We start from the raw sequence: 15,225 nt of genomic DNA, 5'->3' as shown, positions 1-15,225 counted from the left end.
ACCTCTTGTCCACGCACGCCGACTCCCCGCACCGGGAACGCAAGGGATCCGGGCGGCGGCTTCCGCGTCGCCTCGTCCAGCTGTACGTGGGCCTCGCGCTGTACGGCGCGAGTTCGGCCCTGTTGGTGGGGTCGGGCCTCGGTCTGGAGCCCTGGAACGTGCTGCACCAGGGGCTCGCCGAACTGACCGGTCTGACGATCGGCGTGGTGTCGATCTTCGTGGGCGCCGCGGTGCTGCTCCTGTGGATCCCGCTGCGCCAGCGCCCGGGCCTCGGCACCGTCTCCAACGTGTTCGTGGTCGGCATCGCCATGGACGGCACCCTCGCCCTGGTACCGGACGCCCACACCTTGGCCGTACGGATTCCACTGCTCGTGGCGGGCATCGTACTGAACGGCGTGGCGACAGGCCTCTACATCTCGGCCAGCTTCGGTCCGGGTCCCCGCGACGGCCTGATGACGGGCCTGCACCGGCGCACGGGACGCTCGGTCCGACTGGTGCGCACGGTCCTGGAGGTGGCGGTCGTCGCGACCGGATTCGCGCTCGGCGGCACGGTCGGCATCGGCACGGTGCTGTACGCCGTCGCGATCGGACCGCTCGCCCAGTTCTTCCTGCGCGTGTTCGCCGTCCGCCCGGCACCGGGCGGCAGCACCGTCGTTGCCGCCGGTCAACCGGAGCGAGCGATACTTCCAGGGTGAGCCCGCGCATACGCCACCCGTACCTCGACCACCCCGGCCCGATCGCCTTCGCCCACCGGGGCGGTGCGGCGGACGGTCTGGAGAACACCGTCGTCCAGTTCCGCCGCGCGGTTCAGGCGGGCTACCGCTATATCGAGACGGATGTGCACGCGACGTCGGACGGCAGGCTCGTCGCCTTCCACGACGCGACCCTGGACCGGGTGACGGACGGCGCGGGCCGGATCGCGGAGCTCCCCTGGGAGGACGTGAGCCACGCGCGCGTGGCGGGCAAGGAACCGGTCCCCCTGTTCGAGGAGCTCCTCGAAACCTTCCCCGACGTCCGCTGGAACGTCGACGTCAAGGCCGAACCCGCCCTCCACCCCCTGCTGAACCTCATCGGCCGCATCGACGCCTGGGACCGCGTCTGCGTCGGCTCGTTCTCCGAGGCGCGGGTCTTCCGCGCCCAGCGTCTGGCCGGGCCTCGTCTGGCGACCTCGTACGGCACCAAGGGGGTCGTGGGGCTGCGGCTGCGCTCGTACGGCATCCCGGCCGCGCTGCGTGACTCGGCGATCGCCGCCCAGGTGCCCGAGTCCCAGTCGGGCGTGCCGGTGGTCGACCGGCGCTTCGTACGCGCCGCCCACGCGCGCGGCCTGCAGGTCCACGTGTGGACGGTCAACGAAGCCGATCGGATGCACCGGCTCCTGGACCTGGGCGTCGATGGCATCATGACCGATCACATCGACACGCTGCGCAGGGTCCTGGAGGACCGGGGCACCTGGGTCTGAGCCCTCTCGCGCGGTCCGTCCAGCGGGAAGCGAGGGGCACGGGTGGGCACCGAGACCGTGCGGGCACAGACGGCCGACGAGGTCACCGAACGGCGGCGCGAGCAGCGCGGCTGGTACTTCTACGACTGGGCCTGCTCCGTCTACTCGACGAGCGTGCTCACCGTGTTCCTGGGCCCCTATCTCACGTCCGTCGCCAAGCACGCGGCGGACGCGGACGGTTTTGTCCATCCCTTGGGGATCCCGGTCCGCGCCGGCTCGTTCTTCGCCTACGCGGTCTCGGCGTCCGTCATCGTGTCGATCTTCGTGATGCCGATGGCGGGCGCGGCCGCCGACCGCACCGGCCGCAAGAAGCCCCTGCTCGCGCTCTGCGCCTACCTCGGCGCCACGGCCACCACGGGCATGTTCTTCCTGGACGGCGACCGCTATCTGCTCGGCGGTCTGCTGCTGGTGGTCGCCAATGCCTCGGTGGCCGTGTCGATGGTCCTGTACAACTCCTACCTGCCGCAGATCGCCCCGCCCGAGGAGCGTGACGCGGTCTCGTCCCGCGGCTGGGCCTTCGGCTACGCGGCGGGCTCGCTGATGCTGGTCGTGAACCTGGTCCTGTATTCGGCCCACGGCTCCTTCGGTCTCTCCGAGTCGGTGGCCGTCCGCATCTGTCTGGCCTCGGCGGGCATCTGGTGGGGCGCCTTCACCCTCGTACCGCTGAAGCGGCTGCGGGACCGGCCCACGGCATCCGCGGGTCAGACGTCGGGGCACGGATGGCGGCAGCTGGCGGCGACCGTTCGCGACATGCGGGGCAAACCACTCACCCTCGCCTTCCTGTTGGCCTACCTCGTCTACAACGACGGCATCCAGACGGTCATCTCGCAGGCGTCGGTGTACGGATCGGAGGAGCTGGGTCTGAGCCAGTCGACCCTGATCGTCGCCGTGCTGCTCGTCCAGGTGCTCGCGGTCGGAGGCGCCCTGGGGATGGGAAGGCTCGCACGGACCTACGGCGCGAAGCGCACGATCCTCGGCTCGCTCGTCGCCTGGACCGTGACGCTCGGCGCCGGGTACTTCCTGCCGGCGGGAGCGCCCGTCTGGTTCTTCGTCCTGGCCGCCGGGATCGGCCTGGTCCTGGGCGGCAGCCAGGCGCTCTCACGCTCGCTCTTCTCGCACCTGGTCCCGAGGGGGAAGGAGGCCGAGTACTTCTCCGCGTACGAGATGAGCGACCGGGGGATGAGCTGGCTCGGCCCGCTTCTGTTCGGTTTGACCTACCAGCTGACGGGAAGTTATCGGGACGCGATCATCTCGCTTGTGGCCTTCTTCGTCATCGGATTCGTGCTGCTCGCGAGGGTTCCGGTACGGCAGGCCGTGCACGACGCGGGCAATCCCGTACCGGACAGGATTTAGCACCTGAGGCCAAAGGCCGGTAGTGTACGCGTTTGGCCTGCCAGGCGTACCGTTACTGCGCGTCAAAGATACTGAAGCGTTGGGTGACATCTGCTGCCAGATGTGACAAACCGGGCGCCGGTGGGTACAACAAGGGGCGGCTACGACGGCGACGCATGACCCACAACGGGAATCTTTACCGCCGACCGGACGTTGACCGGATGACGACGACAGCGACACCTGTCCTGTGGGCGACAAGCCCGGGAGGCACGATTCATGAGTGAGCGAGCTCTTCGCGGCACGCGCCTCGTGGTGACCAGCTACGAGACGGACCGCGGCATCGACCTGGCCCCGCGCCAGGCCGTGGAGTACGCATGCGAGAAGGGGCACCGGTTTGAGATGCCCTTCTCGGTCGAGGCGGAGATTCCGCCGGAGTGGGAGTGCAAGGTCTGCGGGGCCCAGGCACTCCTGGTGGACGGCGACGGCCCTGAGGAAAAGAAGGCCAAGCCCGCGCGTACGCATTGGGACATGCTGATGGAGCGGCGCACCCGAGAGGAGCTCGAAGAGGTCCTCGAGGAGCGCCTGGCCGTTCTGCGCTCCGGCGCGATGAACATCGCGGTGCATCCGCGGGACAGCCGCAAGTCCGCGTAACCCCTCCGAGGGTTGGGCGGCATACCACGCACGCAGCCGCGAGCGCCGTACGCACGTTGTACGGGGCTCGCGGCTCTGTGCGTTGGGCGCGGCCCTTCACGGGCGCGGGGAACCGCGCGACCAGCCCCCACCGGCCCGCACACGACCAGCCCCCACCGGCCCGCAGGTGAAAAACCCACGGGCCTGCGATGGGGAAGCCGAGGTCAGCGGTTCAGCGGTGGGCGCGGGCCCGGGTCCGTCGTCGGGTTCTCTTCCCTGATGACCTCGCCCTGGACGACCTTGCCGTCGGGGCGGTGGATGCGCACCTGCTGGAAGGCGTCACCGACGGTGCCCGGCGCGGCCTCGCGGATCTTGCGGTCGATGGCGCGCTCGGCGTAACGGCTCACGGTCTTCTGGACGGGCGGGATCAGCAGGAGCAGGCCCAGCGCGTCGGAGATGAGCCCGGGAATCATCAGGAGCAGGCCGCCGAGCATCATCAGCCCGTTGCCGTTGCCACCCCCGGTCGTGGGGGCCGCCCCGCTCTGCTGCTGTTGCAGCGTCTCGCTGAGGTTGCGGAAGGCACGGCGGCCGGCCCGCTTGATGACCACGGAGCCGAGGACGAAACCGGCGACCAGCAGCAGGAAGACCGCGAAACCGCTCGCCGCGCCGGCGACCACGGTCAGGAGCCAGATCTCCAGCACCAGCCAGACGGCGATGCCGAGCGGCAGATACGTGCGGAGCCGGGATCGCCGCGGCCGCGCGGGGTATGTGGGAGTCGGTGCGCCAGTCGTCATGCACCCAGTGTGCCTGGGCACAGCTCAGTACGGGATAAGCGGATGATCAGCCGTAGCCGTGGAGTGACATGAGGGCGCATCGCGAGGGGCGGGCCGAGCCGGACCGCCCCCGCTCCGCAAGCGCTCCTACGGCGTGTGGCTCCGGCCGGTGATCCGGCCGACCCGCTCCCCCACGCCCCACGTGGTGACCCGCCACAGCGCCTCCACGAGGATGTCGCGGCTCATCTTGGAGTCGCCGAGCTCGCGCTCGACGAAGGTGATGGGCACCTCGACGACGTGGAAACCGGCCTTGACTGCGCGCCGGGCCAGGTCCACCTGAAAGCAGTACCCCTGGGACGCGACCTCACCGAGTCCGAGACCTTCGAGGGTCTCGCGGCGGAAGGCGCGGAAGCCTCCGGTGACGTCCCGGATCGGCACGTCGAGCATGAGCCGGGAGTACATGCTGCCGCCGCGCGAGATGAACTCGCGGGACTTGGGCCAGTTCACGACCCGCCCGCCCGGCACCCAGCGCGACCCCAGCACGAGATCCGCGCCCTTGAGGGCCGTCAGCAGCCGGGGCAGTTCCTCGGGCTGGTGCGAGCCGTCCGCGTCCATCTCCACGAGGACGCCGTAGCCGTGCTCCAGGCCCCAGGCGAAGCCCGCGAGATACGCGGCGCCCAGGCCTTCCTTGCCCTTGCGGTGCAGCACCTGGACGTGGTCGTCCTCGGCGGCCAGCTCGTCGGCGAGCTTGCCCGTGCCGTCCGGGCTGTTGTCGTCCGCCACGAGAACGTGTGCATCGGGCACCGAGGCTCGTACCCGGCCGACGATCTTCTTGATGTTCTCCGCCTCGTTGTAGGTCGGGATGATCACCAAGGCCGTGCCGAGCGGGCCGAACTGCCTCCCCTTGGCTCCTGCCGCGAGGGTCCCGTCGCCGTCGTTCACTACTGCCCCTTCATGTCCGTACGCAGGGGTCCACCATAGTGGCCGCAGCCTGCACTGACGCGTCGGCGCGTTAGTGCGGGGGTGTCGATTCGGCAAGAGCCGGGTAAGAGAGCGCCCGCCGCGCCGGAGCACCGTACTGCGGATCGGGGCCCGGCGCCCTTCGGGCCGACCTGGGACCCGCTGGCTGCGGGTCGACCGAAAGCCGTTGTCTACTGGACGTCCGGGCCCCACCCGGGTCACACCCTTCCGACAGGCATGAACGTTCCCTCGCCGTCGCACTGGCGCTGAGCCTGGCTCCCAGTGGTGGTGCGCCGGTGCGGCACACCACCCCTGACCCAGCGGCGCTCTGGCGACTGCGTGGAAGTTCTCCGGTCGGACGTCCGGTGGTGGACCCGGCCGAACCTACCGGCCCCCCGAGGCCAGCTGTCAACACTCGTCTGACCTGCTGGTTTTCCCTCAATTGCCTGGTCAGCGCGGAGGATGCGCAGGTCGCGCGACGCGGCGGCGGCGGATGAACACCACGACGCCACCCCCGCAGATCACTCGCCCGGCCGTACGAAGACCGTCCGTCCTGCGACGACCGTGCGCAGGCACACGGGCAGGTCTCCGCCGGGGCTCAGATCGGGCAGTCCAGGAGTACCCGAACGAGGGTCGGTCGACCAGCGGGCGACCCGGTCGTCGGGTGCCTGTACGACCAGTTCCTCGGTGCGCCACACGGCGTAGTCGGCGGGTGCGCCCGGCACCAGGACTCCCGCGTCGTCCCGTCCGATCGCCCGCCACCCGCCGCGCGTATGCGCCGTGAACGCGGCGCGCACGGAGACCCGGTGCTCCGGCGTGCGGTGGAACGCCGCGGCGCGCACGGTGCCCCACGGGTCGAGGGGGGTGACGGGACTGTCGGAACCGAAGGCGAGCGGCACGCCGGTGCGCAGCAGGGCCGCGAACGGGTTGAGGGCGCGGGCCCGCTCGGCACCCAGGCGCTGGGCGTACATGCCGTCCTCGCCGCCCCACAGCGCGTCGAAGGCCGGCTGCACGGAAGCGGTGAGGCCCAGCTCGGCGAAGCCGGCGATGGTCTCCGGGGTGAGCATCTCGGCGTGCTCGACGCGGTGCCGGGCGGCGCGCACACGGGCCAGGCCGACCTTTTCGGCGGCTGCGCGGACTCCCTCGACCACGGCGGTCACGGCGGCGTCCCCGATGGCGTGGAAGCCCGCCTGGAGGCCCGCCTCGGTGCAGGCGACCACATGCGCGCCCACGGCGGCGGCGTCCAGGTAGGCGGTGCCGGTGTGGTCGGCGTCGGCGTACGGCTGGTGCAGGCAGGCGGTGTACGAGCCCAGGGAGCCGTCGACGAAGAGGTCGCCCGCGGCGCCGATCGCGCCGAGCGCCCTGGCCTTGTCGACATCCTCTTCGGCCCAGTAGCCGACGACCCGGGGGCCCGCTTCCTCGGCGGCGAGCCGCAGCAGTCCGGTGAAGTCGTCCTCGGAGGAGATGTCCGGGCCCGCGCACTCGTGCACGGACCCGATGCCGAGCGAGGCGGCGTGGGCGAGCGCGGCGCGCTGGGCCTCGGTGCGCTGGGCCGGGGTGAGGGCGCCGAGCGCGGCGGCGCGCACGGCGTGGTGGGCGTCCCGGGTCAGGGGGCCCTCGGCCGCGTAACCGGCCCGTGCGGTGACCCCGGGTACCAGGTCGAGGAGCGCGGTGGTGACCACGGCGGAATGCACGTCGATGCGCGAGAGGTAGAGCGGGCGGCGGCCGGCCGCCTCGTCGAGTTCGGCGCGCGTCGGGGGGCGGCCGCCGGGCCAGCGGGCCGCGTCCCAGCCGTGGCCGAGCAGCACCCGGTCGGCGGGGCGGGCGGCGGCGAACTCGCGGACGAGGGCGAGGGCGGCGTCCAGGGAGGGCGCGTCGGACAGGTCGAGACCGGTGAGCGCGAGCCCGGTGGAGGTGGTGTGGACGTGGGCGTCGGTGAAGGCCGGGGTGACCAGTGCGCCTTCCAGGTCCACGACCTCGGCGACCCCGTCGGCGAAGGCGTCGGCCGCGCCTTCCGAGCCGACCCAGGCGATCTGTCCGCGTTCGACGACCATCGCGGTGGCGAAGGGGTCGGCGGGACTGTGGACTTCTCCACCGCGCAACAGCACGGTGTCCGACGTGGCGGTGCTCTCACTCATGGGGAACAGTCTCGCGCCTGCCGGTGTCCGGTCGGTCCCCGGGTCGGTCAGATGCGGGGTGGGCGCGCCTCGTACGGCGTCGACAGCACCACGGTCGTGCGGGTCGACACGCCTGCCAGGGTCCGCAGGCGGGCGAGGAGTTCCTCCAGTTCGTGCGGGGTGGAGACCCGCACCTTCAGGATGTAGTTCTCGTCGCCCGCGACGCTGTGGCAGGCCTCGATCTCGGGCACGCCGGCGAGGCGTTCCGCGATGTCGTCGGGGGCGCTCGGGTCGAACGGCTTCACCGAGATGAAGGCGGTCATGGGCAGCCCGACGGCCTCGGGGTCCACGACCGCGGCATAGCCACGGATGACACCGCGCTGTTCGAGCCGACGCACCCGCTGGTGCACGGCGGACGTGGACAGGCCCGTGGCCTTGCCCAGGTCGGTGTAGCTCATCCGCCCGTCTGCGACGAGCAGCTGCACGATCTGTCGGTCCAGCTCCTCCATGGCGCAAGAACCTACAGGGCCCTTGATCTCGTCGGATACCTCAGCGGCGCAGGTCATACCCGGTTTGTGATGTGGCAGAGTTCTGACTGTGAACCGCCTGGTGGACAAATCCACCGCGCCGGGCACCTGCGGGCGGCATGTGACGAACGACACAGTGCCACAACCGGGTCCGTGATGTTCTCGTGATTACCGCAGAGACGGGACGGGAAATGCTTGCTGTGGTCGAGGCCGCAGCGCCTTGTCGGCCCACCCGAGGGGGAGAATCCCATGCAGAGTCTTAAGCGTCCTGGTCGTACCGCATCCAAGCGGCCCAAGCTGGTCGTCGATCCCGAGCCGGAGGGCGTCGAACCCGACGCCCTCGACGGTGAGGAACTCGACGCCTACGACACCTTCGAGATGTACCGGGTGATCTGCCCGGACTGTGCCCAGCCCATCGCGCTCCTCGCGGACGAGGAGAGCCTGCCCGAGCACGCGCTGTGCGCCTCGCCGTGGAACCCGTTCGGGCTCACGGTCTGCGCCGGCACGGGCCGTGCCGCGGGCGACGCCCGGCCCGCCGACGAGTCGGCGGAGCCTCAGGAGCAGGACACCGCCCTTCTGTTGACGCTCCCTCAGGGGCTGGACTGGCGGACACAGCCCTTCTCGCACGTAGGCGGCCCGGGCTCGCGCCCGATGCGGGTCCCCGAGATGCGCCGTCAGGCCGCCTGAGCGGCCCTCGCGTTCAGCGACCGGCGCCCGGTCCCTCCCAGTAGCTGCCCTGCACCATGGCTCGCAGGCTGTCGTGGTGCAGGATCAGTGTGTCCGGGTCCGGTGGTACACCGACCTCGCCGAAGTGCACCTGGCGGTAGGCGACGCGCAGCATGACGATCGCGTGCCGCAGCGCTGCGTACAGCGTGTGGAAGTCCATGTCCTGGGGTGTGTGACCGGTGAGTTCGGCGTAGCGTCGTTCGACGCGGTCGCGGCGCAGGAAGTCGGGCAGTCCGCGCTGGCCGAAGCTCACCGTCAGGTCCTGGAAGAAGCGGTGCAGGTAGACGGTCCAGCCGAGGTCGACCTCGCGCGGGGCGAGGGCCGCCATCTCCCAGTCGAGGACGGCTGCGGGTTCGAACCCGTCGTAGACGACGTTCCCGATGCGTGCGTCGCCCCAGTTGAGGACCGCTTCGCCCTCGTCGTGGGGCCACAGCTCGTCGAGCCGGTCGAACGCGCTCTCGATCAGAGGTGAGCGTGGCAGTCCGTCAATCACCCATTCGTAGTACGCGCGTTGGGCCTCGACATGACGGTGGAGGGGACTGCCTTCACCCGGGAGGGCCAGGAAGTCGGCTTCCTTGAGCGGGACTTGGTCGTGCAGCCGGGCGAGCAGACCCACCGAGGCCGCTTCCAGCCGCTCGCGTTCCCGGTCGCTCGCCGCGTGCAGCCAGTTCCCCTCGTACGTGTAGGGCATGACGTCCGGCGGCACCCGCCCCTCGACACGCTCCATGACGAAGAACGGCGCGCCGAGCGGGCCGGGATCCTCCTCGAGCCACAGCACCCGCGGCACGGGGAGATCGGTGCGCTCGGCGACCAGTCTCATCGTGCGGTACTGGCGGGGCATGTCGTAGACGGGGAAGACGGTGTACGCCGCCGGGTCCGCCGCCAGCCTCAACGCGCAGGCGGACAGCGGTGGTTCGGGGTGCTCGATGTCGAAGAGTAGTGTCTCGCTGGACATGCCGTTGGACTCGGGGACGGTCACGTCGGCCGCCTTGGCGCCCGGGAGGCGGGCGGCGAGCCAGACGGTCAGCCGACGGCCCAGTTCCTCCGGGTCGCGGGTGGTCGTGCGCGGGCGGGGTGCCATGGCCATCTCACTCCCCCTTCACGGCGCGACCGAGTCGAAGCCGGTGAAGCCGCTCGGGTCGTGGCGGCCGAACGAGCCGTGTTCGAAGATCCCGTGGCCGACCTGTCCGTCCAGCGTGCAGCGGGCCGCGTGGTCGGTCACCCCGTATGCGGCGCGGGGGTGCGCGGCCGGGTCGGAGAGGTCGTGGGCGCGGCGGTCGGTCCAGCCGCGCCCGGCCCAGGTGCCGTGCTGCCAGTCCTCGGCGGGCGGATAGCCGGCGCCGACGGCGAGCGGGGAGGAGGTGAGCACCTCCAGCTCCAGCTCCATGGGCTTGCGGTCCCCCGGACGGGTGAGGTGGATGACGGCGGACGTGGGGTGGCGGGTGCCGGAGCGGTAGGTGATGTCGGTCTGGGGCCAGCCGAGTTGGAGGTCGCGCTCCCCGTTGCGCACGAGCGTCGCGTCGTTCAGCGTGCGGTAGCCGTCGGCGTCCTCCTGGACGACGACCATCAGGAACCGGTCCTCGAACCGGACCGGGCACCACAGCCAGTGGAAGCCCTCCGTCGGGTTCTCCTGCGCGAACCGGCCACCCTCCTCCCCCGGGATCGGGCGCACGCCCCAGCTGCGGTCGCGGGTGCCGGTCCAGCGGCCGCGATCCAGGCGTATCTCCTCGCCGCCGATCCGGATCCAGCCCTCGCAGTGCCCCGCCTGCACGAAGCGTTTGCCCTCCAGGGTGAGCCGGCCACCGCGCCGCTGGAGGTGGTGCGGCTCCCACAGGGCCGGGAAGTCCGCCGTCCACGTGATCTCGTACGACAGCCCCTCGGGGTCGGCGGGATCGGCCGCGCAGCTCAGCACGAAGGTCTTCAGGGGGCGCTCGACGAGGATGCGCAGCGGACCGACGGCCAGTCGCATCCGGTCGTCCCCGAGCGCGTCCGAGGCGCGCACGGCGTGCAGGCGGTCGCCGAGTCGCAGGGTGGCGTAGGCGTCGATGACCCCGACGTTCGGATAGACACCGAGCCCCAGGATCAGCAGCGCCCGGCCCTGGTGGTCGAAGACGTGGAAGATGCAGCGGTCGTACGCGTTCCGGTCCCCGGTCGCGAGGTGCTTCATGGAAAGGGGCACCTGGTGCACGGGGTACTCGTCGAGGGCAACGGGGCGGTCGTCGGGCACGGCAGGCCTCCCTGGGGGTACGGCGGTTGACGTCCCCCGGAGGGGTGCGGCCCCCGGGGCGCCAGTTGACGGTACGTCAGATAGCGGCCCGGGGCCAGACGGCGGCACCCCGGACCGACCCCCCGTAGGGGCCCGCAGCGAACCCACGCACGATTTCGCGAGCGGGTGACCTGCCCGCTCGCCTGCGCGTTTCCCCGGTATGACCCCCACCTTTGCGGCGACCGAGCGACGCCGTCGGATCTTCGTCCCCGCTCCGGCGGAATCCGTTCGGCCCGCCAGCGCCGCGCCGCCGGCCCAGGATCCCCCCATCTACCGTGCGCTGATCCGCACCTGGGCCGAGCGCGGCCGCACACTGCCGGGGCGCCACGACCCGGAGTGGATCCGGCTGACCGCGCCACCGGTCCTGTACGGCTACGGGCAGTTCAGTGTGACTCCGGCCCCGCGAGGTGACGGGCGATGACGATCCGCTGGATCTGATTGGTGCCCTCGACGATCTGGAGCACCTTGGCCTCGCGCATATAGCGCTCGACCGGGAAGTCCGCGGTGTAGCCGTATCCGCCGAGCACCTGGACGGCGTCCGTGGTGACCTTCATCGCCGTGTCCGTGCACAGGAGCTTCGCCATGGCGGCCTGCTTGGCGAAGGGCCGCCCCGCGTCGCGCAGCCGTGCCGCGGCCAGATAGAGCGCCCGGCCCGCCTCTATCTGCGTCGCCATGTCCGCGAGCATGAAACGCAGGCCCTGGTAGTCGGAGATCGGCCGGCCGAACTGCTCGCGCCCTGTCGCGTACGCGACCGCCTCGTCGAGGGCCGCCTGGGCGACGCCTATGGCGCAGGCCGCGATGCCGAGCCGCCCGGAGTCGAGCGCGGCGAGGGCGATCGCGAAGCCCTGCCCTTCGTCGCCGATGCGCCGGCCGTCGGGCACGCGCACGCCGTCGAAGTGGACCTGCGCGGTGGGCGAGCCCTTCATGCCCATCTTCTTCTCGGGCGGGGCGGCGCTCAGTCCCTCGGCGTCGCCGGGCACCAGGAACGCGGTGATGCCACGCGGGCCCTCGCCGCCGCTGCGGGCCAGCACGGTGTAGAAGTCGGCGATGCCGCCGTGCGTGATCCAGGCCTTGGTGCCCGTGATCGCCCACTCTCCCCCGCTTCCGGTTCCCGCCCCACTTCCGGCTTCGCCCGAGCGGGCGGCACCGCCGCCTTCCCGGACCGCCCTCGTCCGCAGGGAGGCGGCGTCCGAACCGGAGGACGGCTCGGAGAGGCAGTAGGCGCCCAGGAGACCGCCGCCGAGCATCGCGGGCAGGTGCTCGGCCCGCTGTTCCTTGGTGCCGTAGTTCGCCAGGGCGTGGCAGGAGAGGGAGTGCACGCTGACACCGAGGCCGACGGTGAGGCGGGCCATGGCGAGCTCTTCGAGGACCTGGAGATAGACCTCGTACGGCTGGTCGCCGCCGCCGTACTCGGAGTCGTACGGCAGTGCGAGCAGTCCGGATGCGGAGAGCAGTCCGAAGATCTCGCGCGGGAAGCGCCCGGCGTCCTCCTCCTCGGCCGCCTTCGGGGCGATCTCGCGCTGCGCGATGTCGCGGACGAGCGAGATCAGATCCCGGGCCTCGTCCGTGGGCAGTTGACGGTCCACCTGCTGCGGGGCGCGGTCGGGCATGGCGACGCTCTCCTCCCTGTCGGGCGCGTCGGCGCACGCACGCCAGGGGTGGGGCTGCGTCGCCGGTCTCACGGCCCAGCCGATGCCGCCGTTCCTGGGTGGAGAACGACCTGGTCAGCGGCTGTGGCGCTGTGAGTATGCCCGTTCGAAGGCACCGAGTCACCAGTCGACGACCGCTTACCGAAAGAAAGGGGAACCGCCCCGATCATCTCGCCCAATTGGTCCGAACCATTGACGCACTGGTCTAGTCCTCCTACTGTTCCGTCAACGCCTCTCCGCGTTCATGCCAAACAGCACACGCAGGTCCCAGCACGCCTCCCCCACACTCCCCTCCCCCACGAGGAGAACCGATGCTCCGACCGCACCGCTCCCGCTTCCGAGCACTCCTGTCCGCCGCCTGTTGCGCCGCCCTCGGCGCCACGCTGCTCGCCGGCGCGGGCACGGCCGCCGCGACCCCGTCGGCCCAGGAGGCCGCCGGTTCCAAGGTCGTCGGCTACTTCACGGAATGGGGCGTCTACGACCGGAACTACCACGTCAAGAACGTCGAGACGTCCGGCTCGGCCGCCAAGCTCACCCACATCAACTACGCCTTCGGCAATGTCACCGGCGGCAAGTGCGCCATGGGCGACGCCTACGCGGCGACCGACAAGGCGTACACCGCCGACCAGTCGGTGGACGGTGTCGCCGACACCTGGGACCAGCCCCTGCGCGGCAACTTCAACCAGCTGCGCAAGCTGAAGAAGAAGCACCCGAACCTCAAGGTCCTCTGGTCCTTCGGCGGTTGGACCTGGTCGAGCGGTTTCGGCGAGGCCGCCAAGAACCCGGCCGCGTTCGCGCAGTCCTGCTACGACCTCGTCGAGAACTCCAAGTGGGCGGACGTCTTCGACGGCATCGACATCGACTGGGAGTACCCGAACGCCTGTGGCAACACCTGCGACACCAGCGGCAGCGCGGCCTTCAAGAACGTGATGGCGGCGCTGCGGGCGAAGTTCGGCTCCGGCAACCTGGTCACCGCGGCGATCACGGCCGACGCCACCGCGGGCGGCAAGATCGACGCGGCGGACTACGCGGGCGCGGCGCAGTACGTCGACTGGTACAACCCGATGACGTACGACTTCTTCGGCGCCTGGGACGCGGCCGGCCCCACGGCCCCGCACTCTCCGCTGAACTCGTACACCGGCATTCCGAAGGCCGGCTACTACACCTCCGCCACCATCGCGAAGCTCAAGGGCCTGGGTATCCCGGCCTCGAAGCTGCTCCTGGGCATCGGCTTCTACGGGCGCGGCTGGACCGGCGTCACCCAGGCGGCGCCCGGCGGCACCGCCACCGGGCCGGCGGCGGGAACGTACGAGCAGGGCATCGACGACTACAAGGTGCTGAAGACGAAGTGCCCGGCGACGGGCACGGTCGCCGGGACGGCGTACGCCAAGTGCGGCACCAACTGGTGGAGTTACGACACCCCGTCGACCATCGCGGGGAAGATGACGTACAAGAGCCAGCAGGGCCTGGGCGGCACCTTCTTCTGGGAGCTCAGCGGTGACACCTCGAACGGGGAGCTGATCAAGGCGATCAACTAGCCGGTGTCGTACGTGAGCCAGGGGCGGGGGCCCGATCGTCCCCGCCCCTGGCTCAGCTCTCGCGGCGGGCCGGCTGCGGAGCCCGGTAGGAGGGGTCGAGCTCCTCGACCGCGCGCATCGCGCCGCCCAGCATCTTCACCAGCAGCTCGCGCACCGTGTCGCGCGGCAGGGCCGGGTGGCCGATCCAGTCGAGGGTCGCGCCCTCGACGCTGTAGAGCCAGCCGAGCAGCGCCATCCGGGGCAGCGGAGCGATCTTGCGCCTGCCGTACGCCCCTTCGGCGATGGTCTCGACGATGACCTCGCGCACACCCTCGCGGATGGCCTGCACCTCGGTGTCGAAGCCGACCCCGCCGGTGATGATCGTGCGGTACGCGGCCTGGTTGTGCTCGGCGTAGCGCAGATAGCCGTCGATGGCACGGTGCACCCGCTCGGCCGGGGGCAGTTCGAGGCCGCTCGCCGCCCGGGAGATCAGGTCCGCGACCGAGTCCTCGACGATGGCGAGGTAATAGCCGCGCTTGGACTTGAAGTAGTAGTAGATCAGCCCTTTGGCGACATGCGCCTGGCGGGCGATGTCATCCATCGACAGCGCGTCGTAGGACGTGTCGGCGAACAACTTCCGCCCGATGGCGATGAGTTCGGCGCGGCGCGCCAGTGAGCGATCGGTGCCGCGCGCCCGGGGGCGGTCGACGGCGCGCTGTTGACTATGATTCAATTCCGGCCCTAGTCTCCGACTGCCAGCGGGACGTTGGCAGTATGGCAGACCGGTACCACGCACTCGTTCGACTCTGATCGACTGGGCGCGGTCTTGGGGAGAACTGTCCACTCCGAAATCGGATCACCCGCACGCCCGCCGGTTCAGTTCACAGCAGGCCGAGCTGGGTGACGAGCATCGCGAGGACCACGACGAAGGTCCAGCCTGCGACGTGTTCGAGGATCTTGGGACCGTCTTCCTTCGGACCGCCGGTGCGGGCGCGGAGACGGGTTGCGGTGGCGGAGCTCGCGGTCATGGTTTCTCACTGACGTAGTGGTGCGGTGACATCCCCCGCCTCACGCCGGCTCCCCACCGACCCCACCACCTTGCCACCGGAACGGGTTTCGGCGGTAGAGACCTTGGTCACCCCGAACGCCTCGGCGGACACGCCGGACACTTCGACCACCTTCGAATACCTCGCTCTTCGGCAACGACGCACCGGGGGTGTGGGTCTCCTC

15 protein-coding genes are annotated in these 15,225 nt (G+C 70.7%); 6 read left to right on the top strand and 9 right to left on the bottom strand.

What is annotated here, in order from left to right; genetic code table 11:
- Positions 1 to 5: 5 nt before the first annotated feature.
- The 4 genes from yczE (at position 6) to OG568_RS40120 (ending at position 3,481) form a co-directional block, all read left to right on the top strand.
- Positions 6 to 695: a membrane protein YczE gene (gene yczE, locus OG568_RS40135; RefSeq protein ID WP_329535053.1), complete on the top strand. Its 690-nt coding sequence runs from the start codon at positions 6 to 8 to the stop codon at positions 693 to 695.
- Positions 692 to 1,459, top strand: coding sequence for a glycerophosphodiester phosphodiesterase (locus tag OG568_RS40130; RefSeq protein WP_329535052.1), 768 nt, complete (start codon positions 692 to 694; stop codon positions 1,457 to 1,459). Before yczE ends, OG568_RS40130 begins: the two co-directional genes overlap by 4 nt.
- 42 nt (positions 1,460 to 1,501) lie before the next feature.
- A complete protein-coding gene (locus tag OG568_RS40125; RefSeq protein WP_329535051.1) occupies positions 1,502 to 2,851 on the top strand; it encodes an MFS transporter in 1,350 nt (449 codons plus the stop codon).
- Positions 2,852 to 3,106: 255 nt separating this feature from the next.
- Positions 3,107 to 3,481: an RNA polymerase-binding protein RbpA gene (locus OG568_RS40120; protein ID WP_003977404.1), complete on the top strand. Its 375-nt coding sequence runs from the start codon at positions 3,107 to 3,109 to the stop codon at positions 3,479 to 3,481.
- Positions 3,482 to 3,684: 203 nt separating this feature from the next.
- On the opposite strand, the gene fxsA is transcribed toward OG568_RS40120, so the two are convergent.
- The 4 genes from fxsA to OG568_RS40100 all read right to left on the bottom strand — a co-directional run bounded on the left by fxsA (position 3,685) and on the right by OG568_RS40100 (position 7,819).
- A complete protein-coding gene (fxsA, locus tag OG568_RS40115; protein ID WP_329535050.1) occupies positions 3,685 to 4,254 on the bottom strand; it encodes an FxsA family membrane protein in 570 nt (189 codons plus the stop codon).
- A 126-nt stretch (positions 4,255 to 4,380) separates the two neighbouring features.
- Entirely contained in the window at positions 4,381 to 5,175 is a 795-nt protein-coding gene (locus tag OG568_RS40110) for a polyprenol monophosphomannose synthase (RefSeq protein ID WP_329535049.1), read from the bottom strand.
- 539 nt (positions 5,176 to 5,714) lie between these two features.
- Positions 5,715 to 7,331 (bottom strand): amidohydrolase, encoded by a 1,617-nt coding sequence (locus OG568_RS40105; RefSeq protein ID WP_329535048.1) that lies wholly within the window; start codon positions 7,329 to 7,331, stop codon positions 5,715 to 5,717.
- A 47-nt stretch (positions 7,332 to 7,378) separates the two neighbouring features.
- Complete coding sequence (locus OG568_RS40100; protein ID WP_067366187.1) at positions 7,379 to 7,819, bottom strand: Lrp/AsnC family transcriptional regulator; 441 nt, start codon at positions 7,817 to 7,819, stop codon at positions 7,379 to 7,381.
- Positions 7,820 to 8,086: 267 nt separating this feature from the next.
- Between OG568_RS40100 and OG568_RS40095 the strand changes: the two genes are divergently transcribed.
- Entirely contained in the window at positions 8,087 to 8,524 is a 438-nt protein-coding gene (locus tag OG568_RS40095; protein ID WP_266416533.1) for a hypothetical protein, read from the top strand.
- 13 nt (positions 8,525 to 8,537) lie between these two features.
- Here OG568_RS40095 and OG568_RS40090 read toward each other — a convergent pair whose 3' ends face one another.
- The 3 genes from OG568_RS40090 to OG568_RS40080 form a co-directional block, all read right to left on the bottom strand.
- Positions 8,538 to 9,650, bottom strand: coding sequence for a phosphotransferase family protein (locus tag OG568_RS40090; protein ID WP_329535047.1), 1,113 nt, complete (start codon positions 9,648 to 9,650; stop codon positions 8,538 to 8,540).
- A gap of 12 nt (positions 9,651 to 9,662) precedes the next feature.
- Entirely contained in the window at positions 9,663 to 10,790 is a 1,128-nt protein-coding gene (locus tag OG568_RS40085; RefSeq protein ID WP_329535046.1) for a hypothetical protein, read from the bottom strand.
- Positions 10,791 to 11,212: 422 nt separating this feature from the next.
- The gene (locus OG568_RS40080) at positions 11,213 to 12,439 is read right to left on the bottom strand and encodes an acyl-CoA dehydrogenase family protein (RefSeq protein WP_329370492.1); all 1,227 of its coding nucleotides are present in this window, start codon (positions 12,437 to 12,439) and stop codon (positions 11,213 to 11,215) included.
- Positions 12,440 to 12,789: 350 nt separating this feature from the next.
- Between OG568_RS40080 and OG568_RS40075 the strand changes: the two genes are divergently transcribed.
- The gene (locus OG568_RS40075) at positions 12,790 to 14,016 is read left to right on the top strand and encodes a glycoside hydrolase family 18 protein (protein WP_266416523.1); all 1,227 of its coding nucleotides are present in this window, start codon (positions 12,790 to 12,792) and stop codon (positions 14,014 to 14,016) included.
- Positions 14,017 to 14,068: 52 nt separating this feature from the next.
- Here OG568_RS40075 and OG568_RS40070 read toward each other — a convergent pair whose 3' ends face one another.
- A complete protein-coding gene (locus tag OG568_RS40070; protein ID WP_266416521.1) occupies positions 14,069 to 14,728 on the bottom strand; it encodes a TetR/AcrR family transcriptional regulator in 660 nt (219 codons plus the stop codon).
- A 148-nt stretch (positions 14,729 to 14,876) separates the two neighbouring features.
- Positions 14,877 to 15,023 (bottom strand): SCO1431 family membrane protein, encoded by a 147-nt coding sequence (locus OG568_RS40065; protein ID WP_266580999.1) that lies wholly within the window; start codon positions 15,021 to 15,023, stop codon positions 14,877 to 14,879.
- Positions 15,024 to 15,225 lie beyond the last annotated feature (202 nt).

The sequence above is a fragment of the Streptomyces sp. NBC_01450 genome, from assembly GCF_036227505.1.
Classification (GTDB): Bacteria; Actinomycetota; Actinomycetes; order Streptomycetales; family Streptomycetaceae; genus Streptomyces.
The sequence above is the reverse complement of the archived record's forward strand: the minus strand, read 5'-3'. Positions and strand labels throughout refer to the sequence as shown.

Bases quoted from the DNA above. Each gene is read 5' to 3' on its own strand.
- OG568_RS40120 (WP_003977404.1), top strand. From the start codon at position 3,107: ATGAGTGAGCGAGCTCTTCGCGGCACGCGCCTCGTGGTGACCAGCTAC.
- fxsA (WP_329535050.1), bottom strand. From the start codon at position 4,254: ATGACGACTGGCGCACCGACTCCCACATACCCCGCGCGGCCGCGGCGA.
- OG568_RS40105 (WP_329535048.1), bottom strand. From the start codon at position 7,331: ATGAGTGAGAGCACCGCCACGTCGGACACCGTGCTGTTGCGCGGTGGA.
- OG568_RS40100 (WP_067366187.1), bottom strand. From the start codon at position 7,819: ATGGAGGAGCTGGACCGACAGATCGTGCAGCTGCTCGTCGCAGACGGG.
- OG568_RS40095 (WP_266416533.1), top strand. From the start codon at position 8,087: ATGCAGAGTCTTAAGCGTCCTGGTCGTACCGCATCCAAGCGGCCCAAG.
- OG568_RS40090 (WP_329535047.1), bottom strand. From the start codon at position 9,650: ATGGCCATGGCACCCCGCCCGCGCACGACCACCCGCGACCCGGAGGAA.
- OG568_RS40080 (WP_329370492.1), bottom strand. From the start codon at position 12,439: ATGCCCGACCGCGCCCCGCAGCAGGTGGACCGTCAACTGCCCACGGAC.
- OG568_RS40075 (WP_266416523.1), top strand. From the start codon at position 12,790: ATGCTCCGACCGCACCGCTCCCGCTTCCGAGCACTCCTGTCCGCCGCC.
- OG568_RS40065 (WP_266580999.1), bottom strand. From the start codon at position 15,023: ATGACCGCGAGCTCCGCCACCGCAACCCGTCTCCGCGCCCGCACCGGC.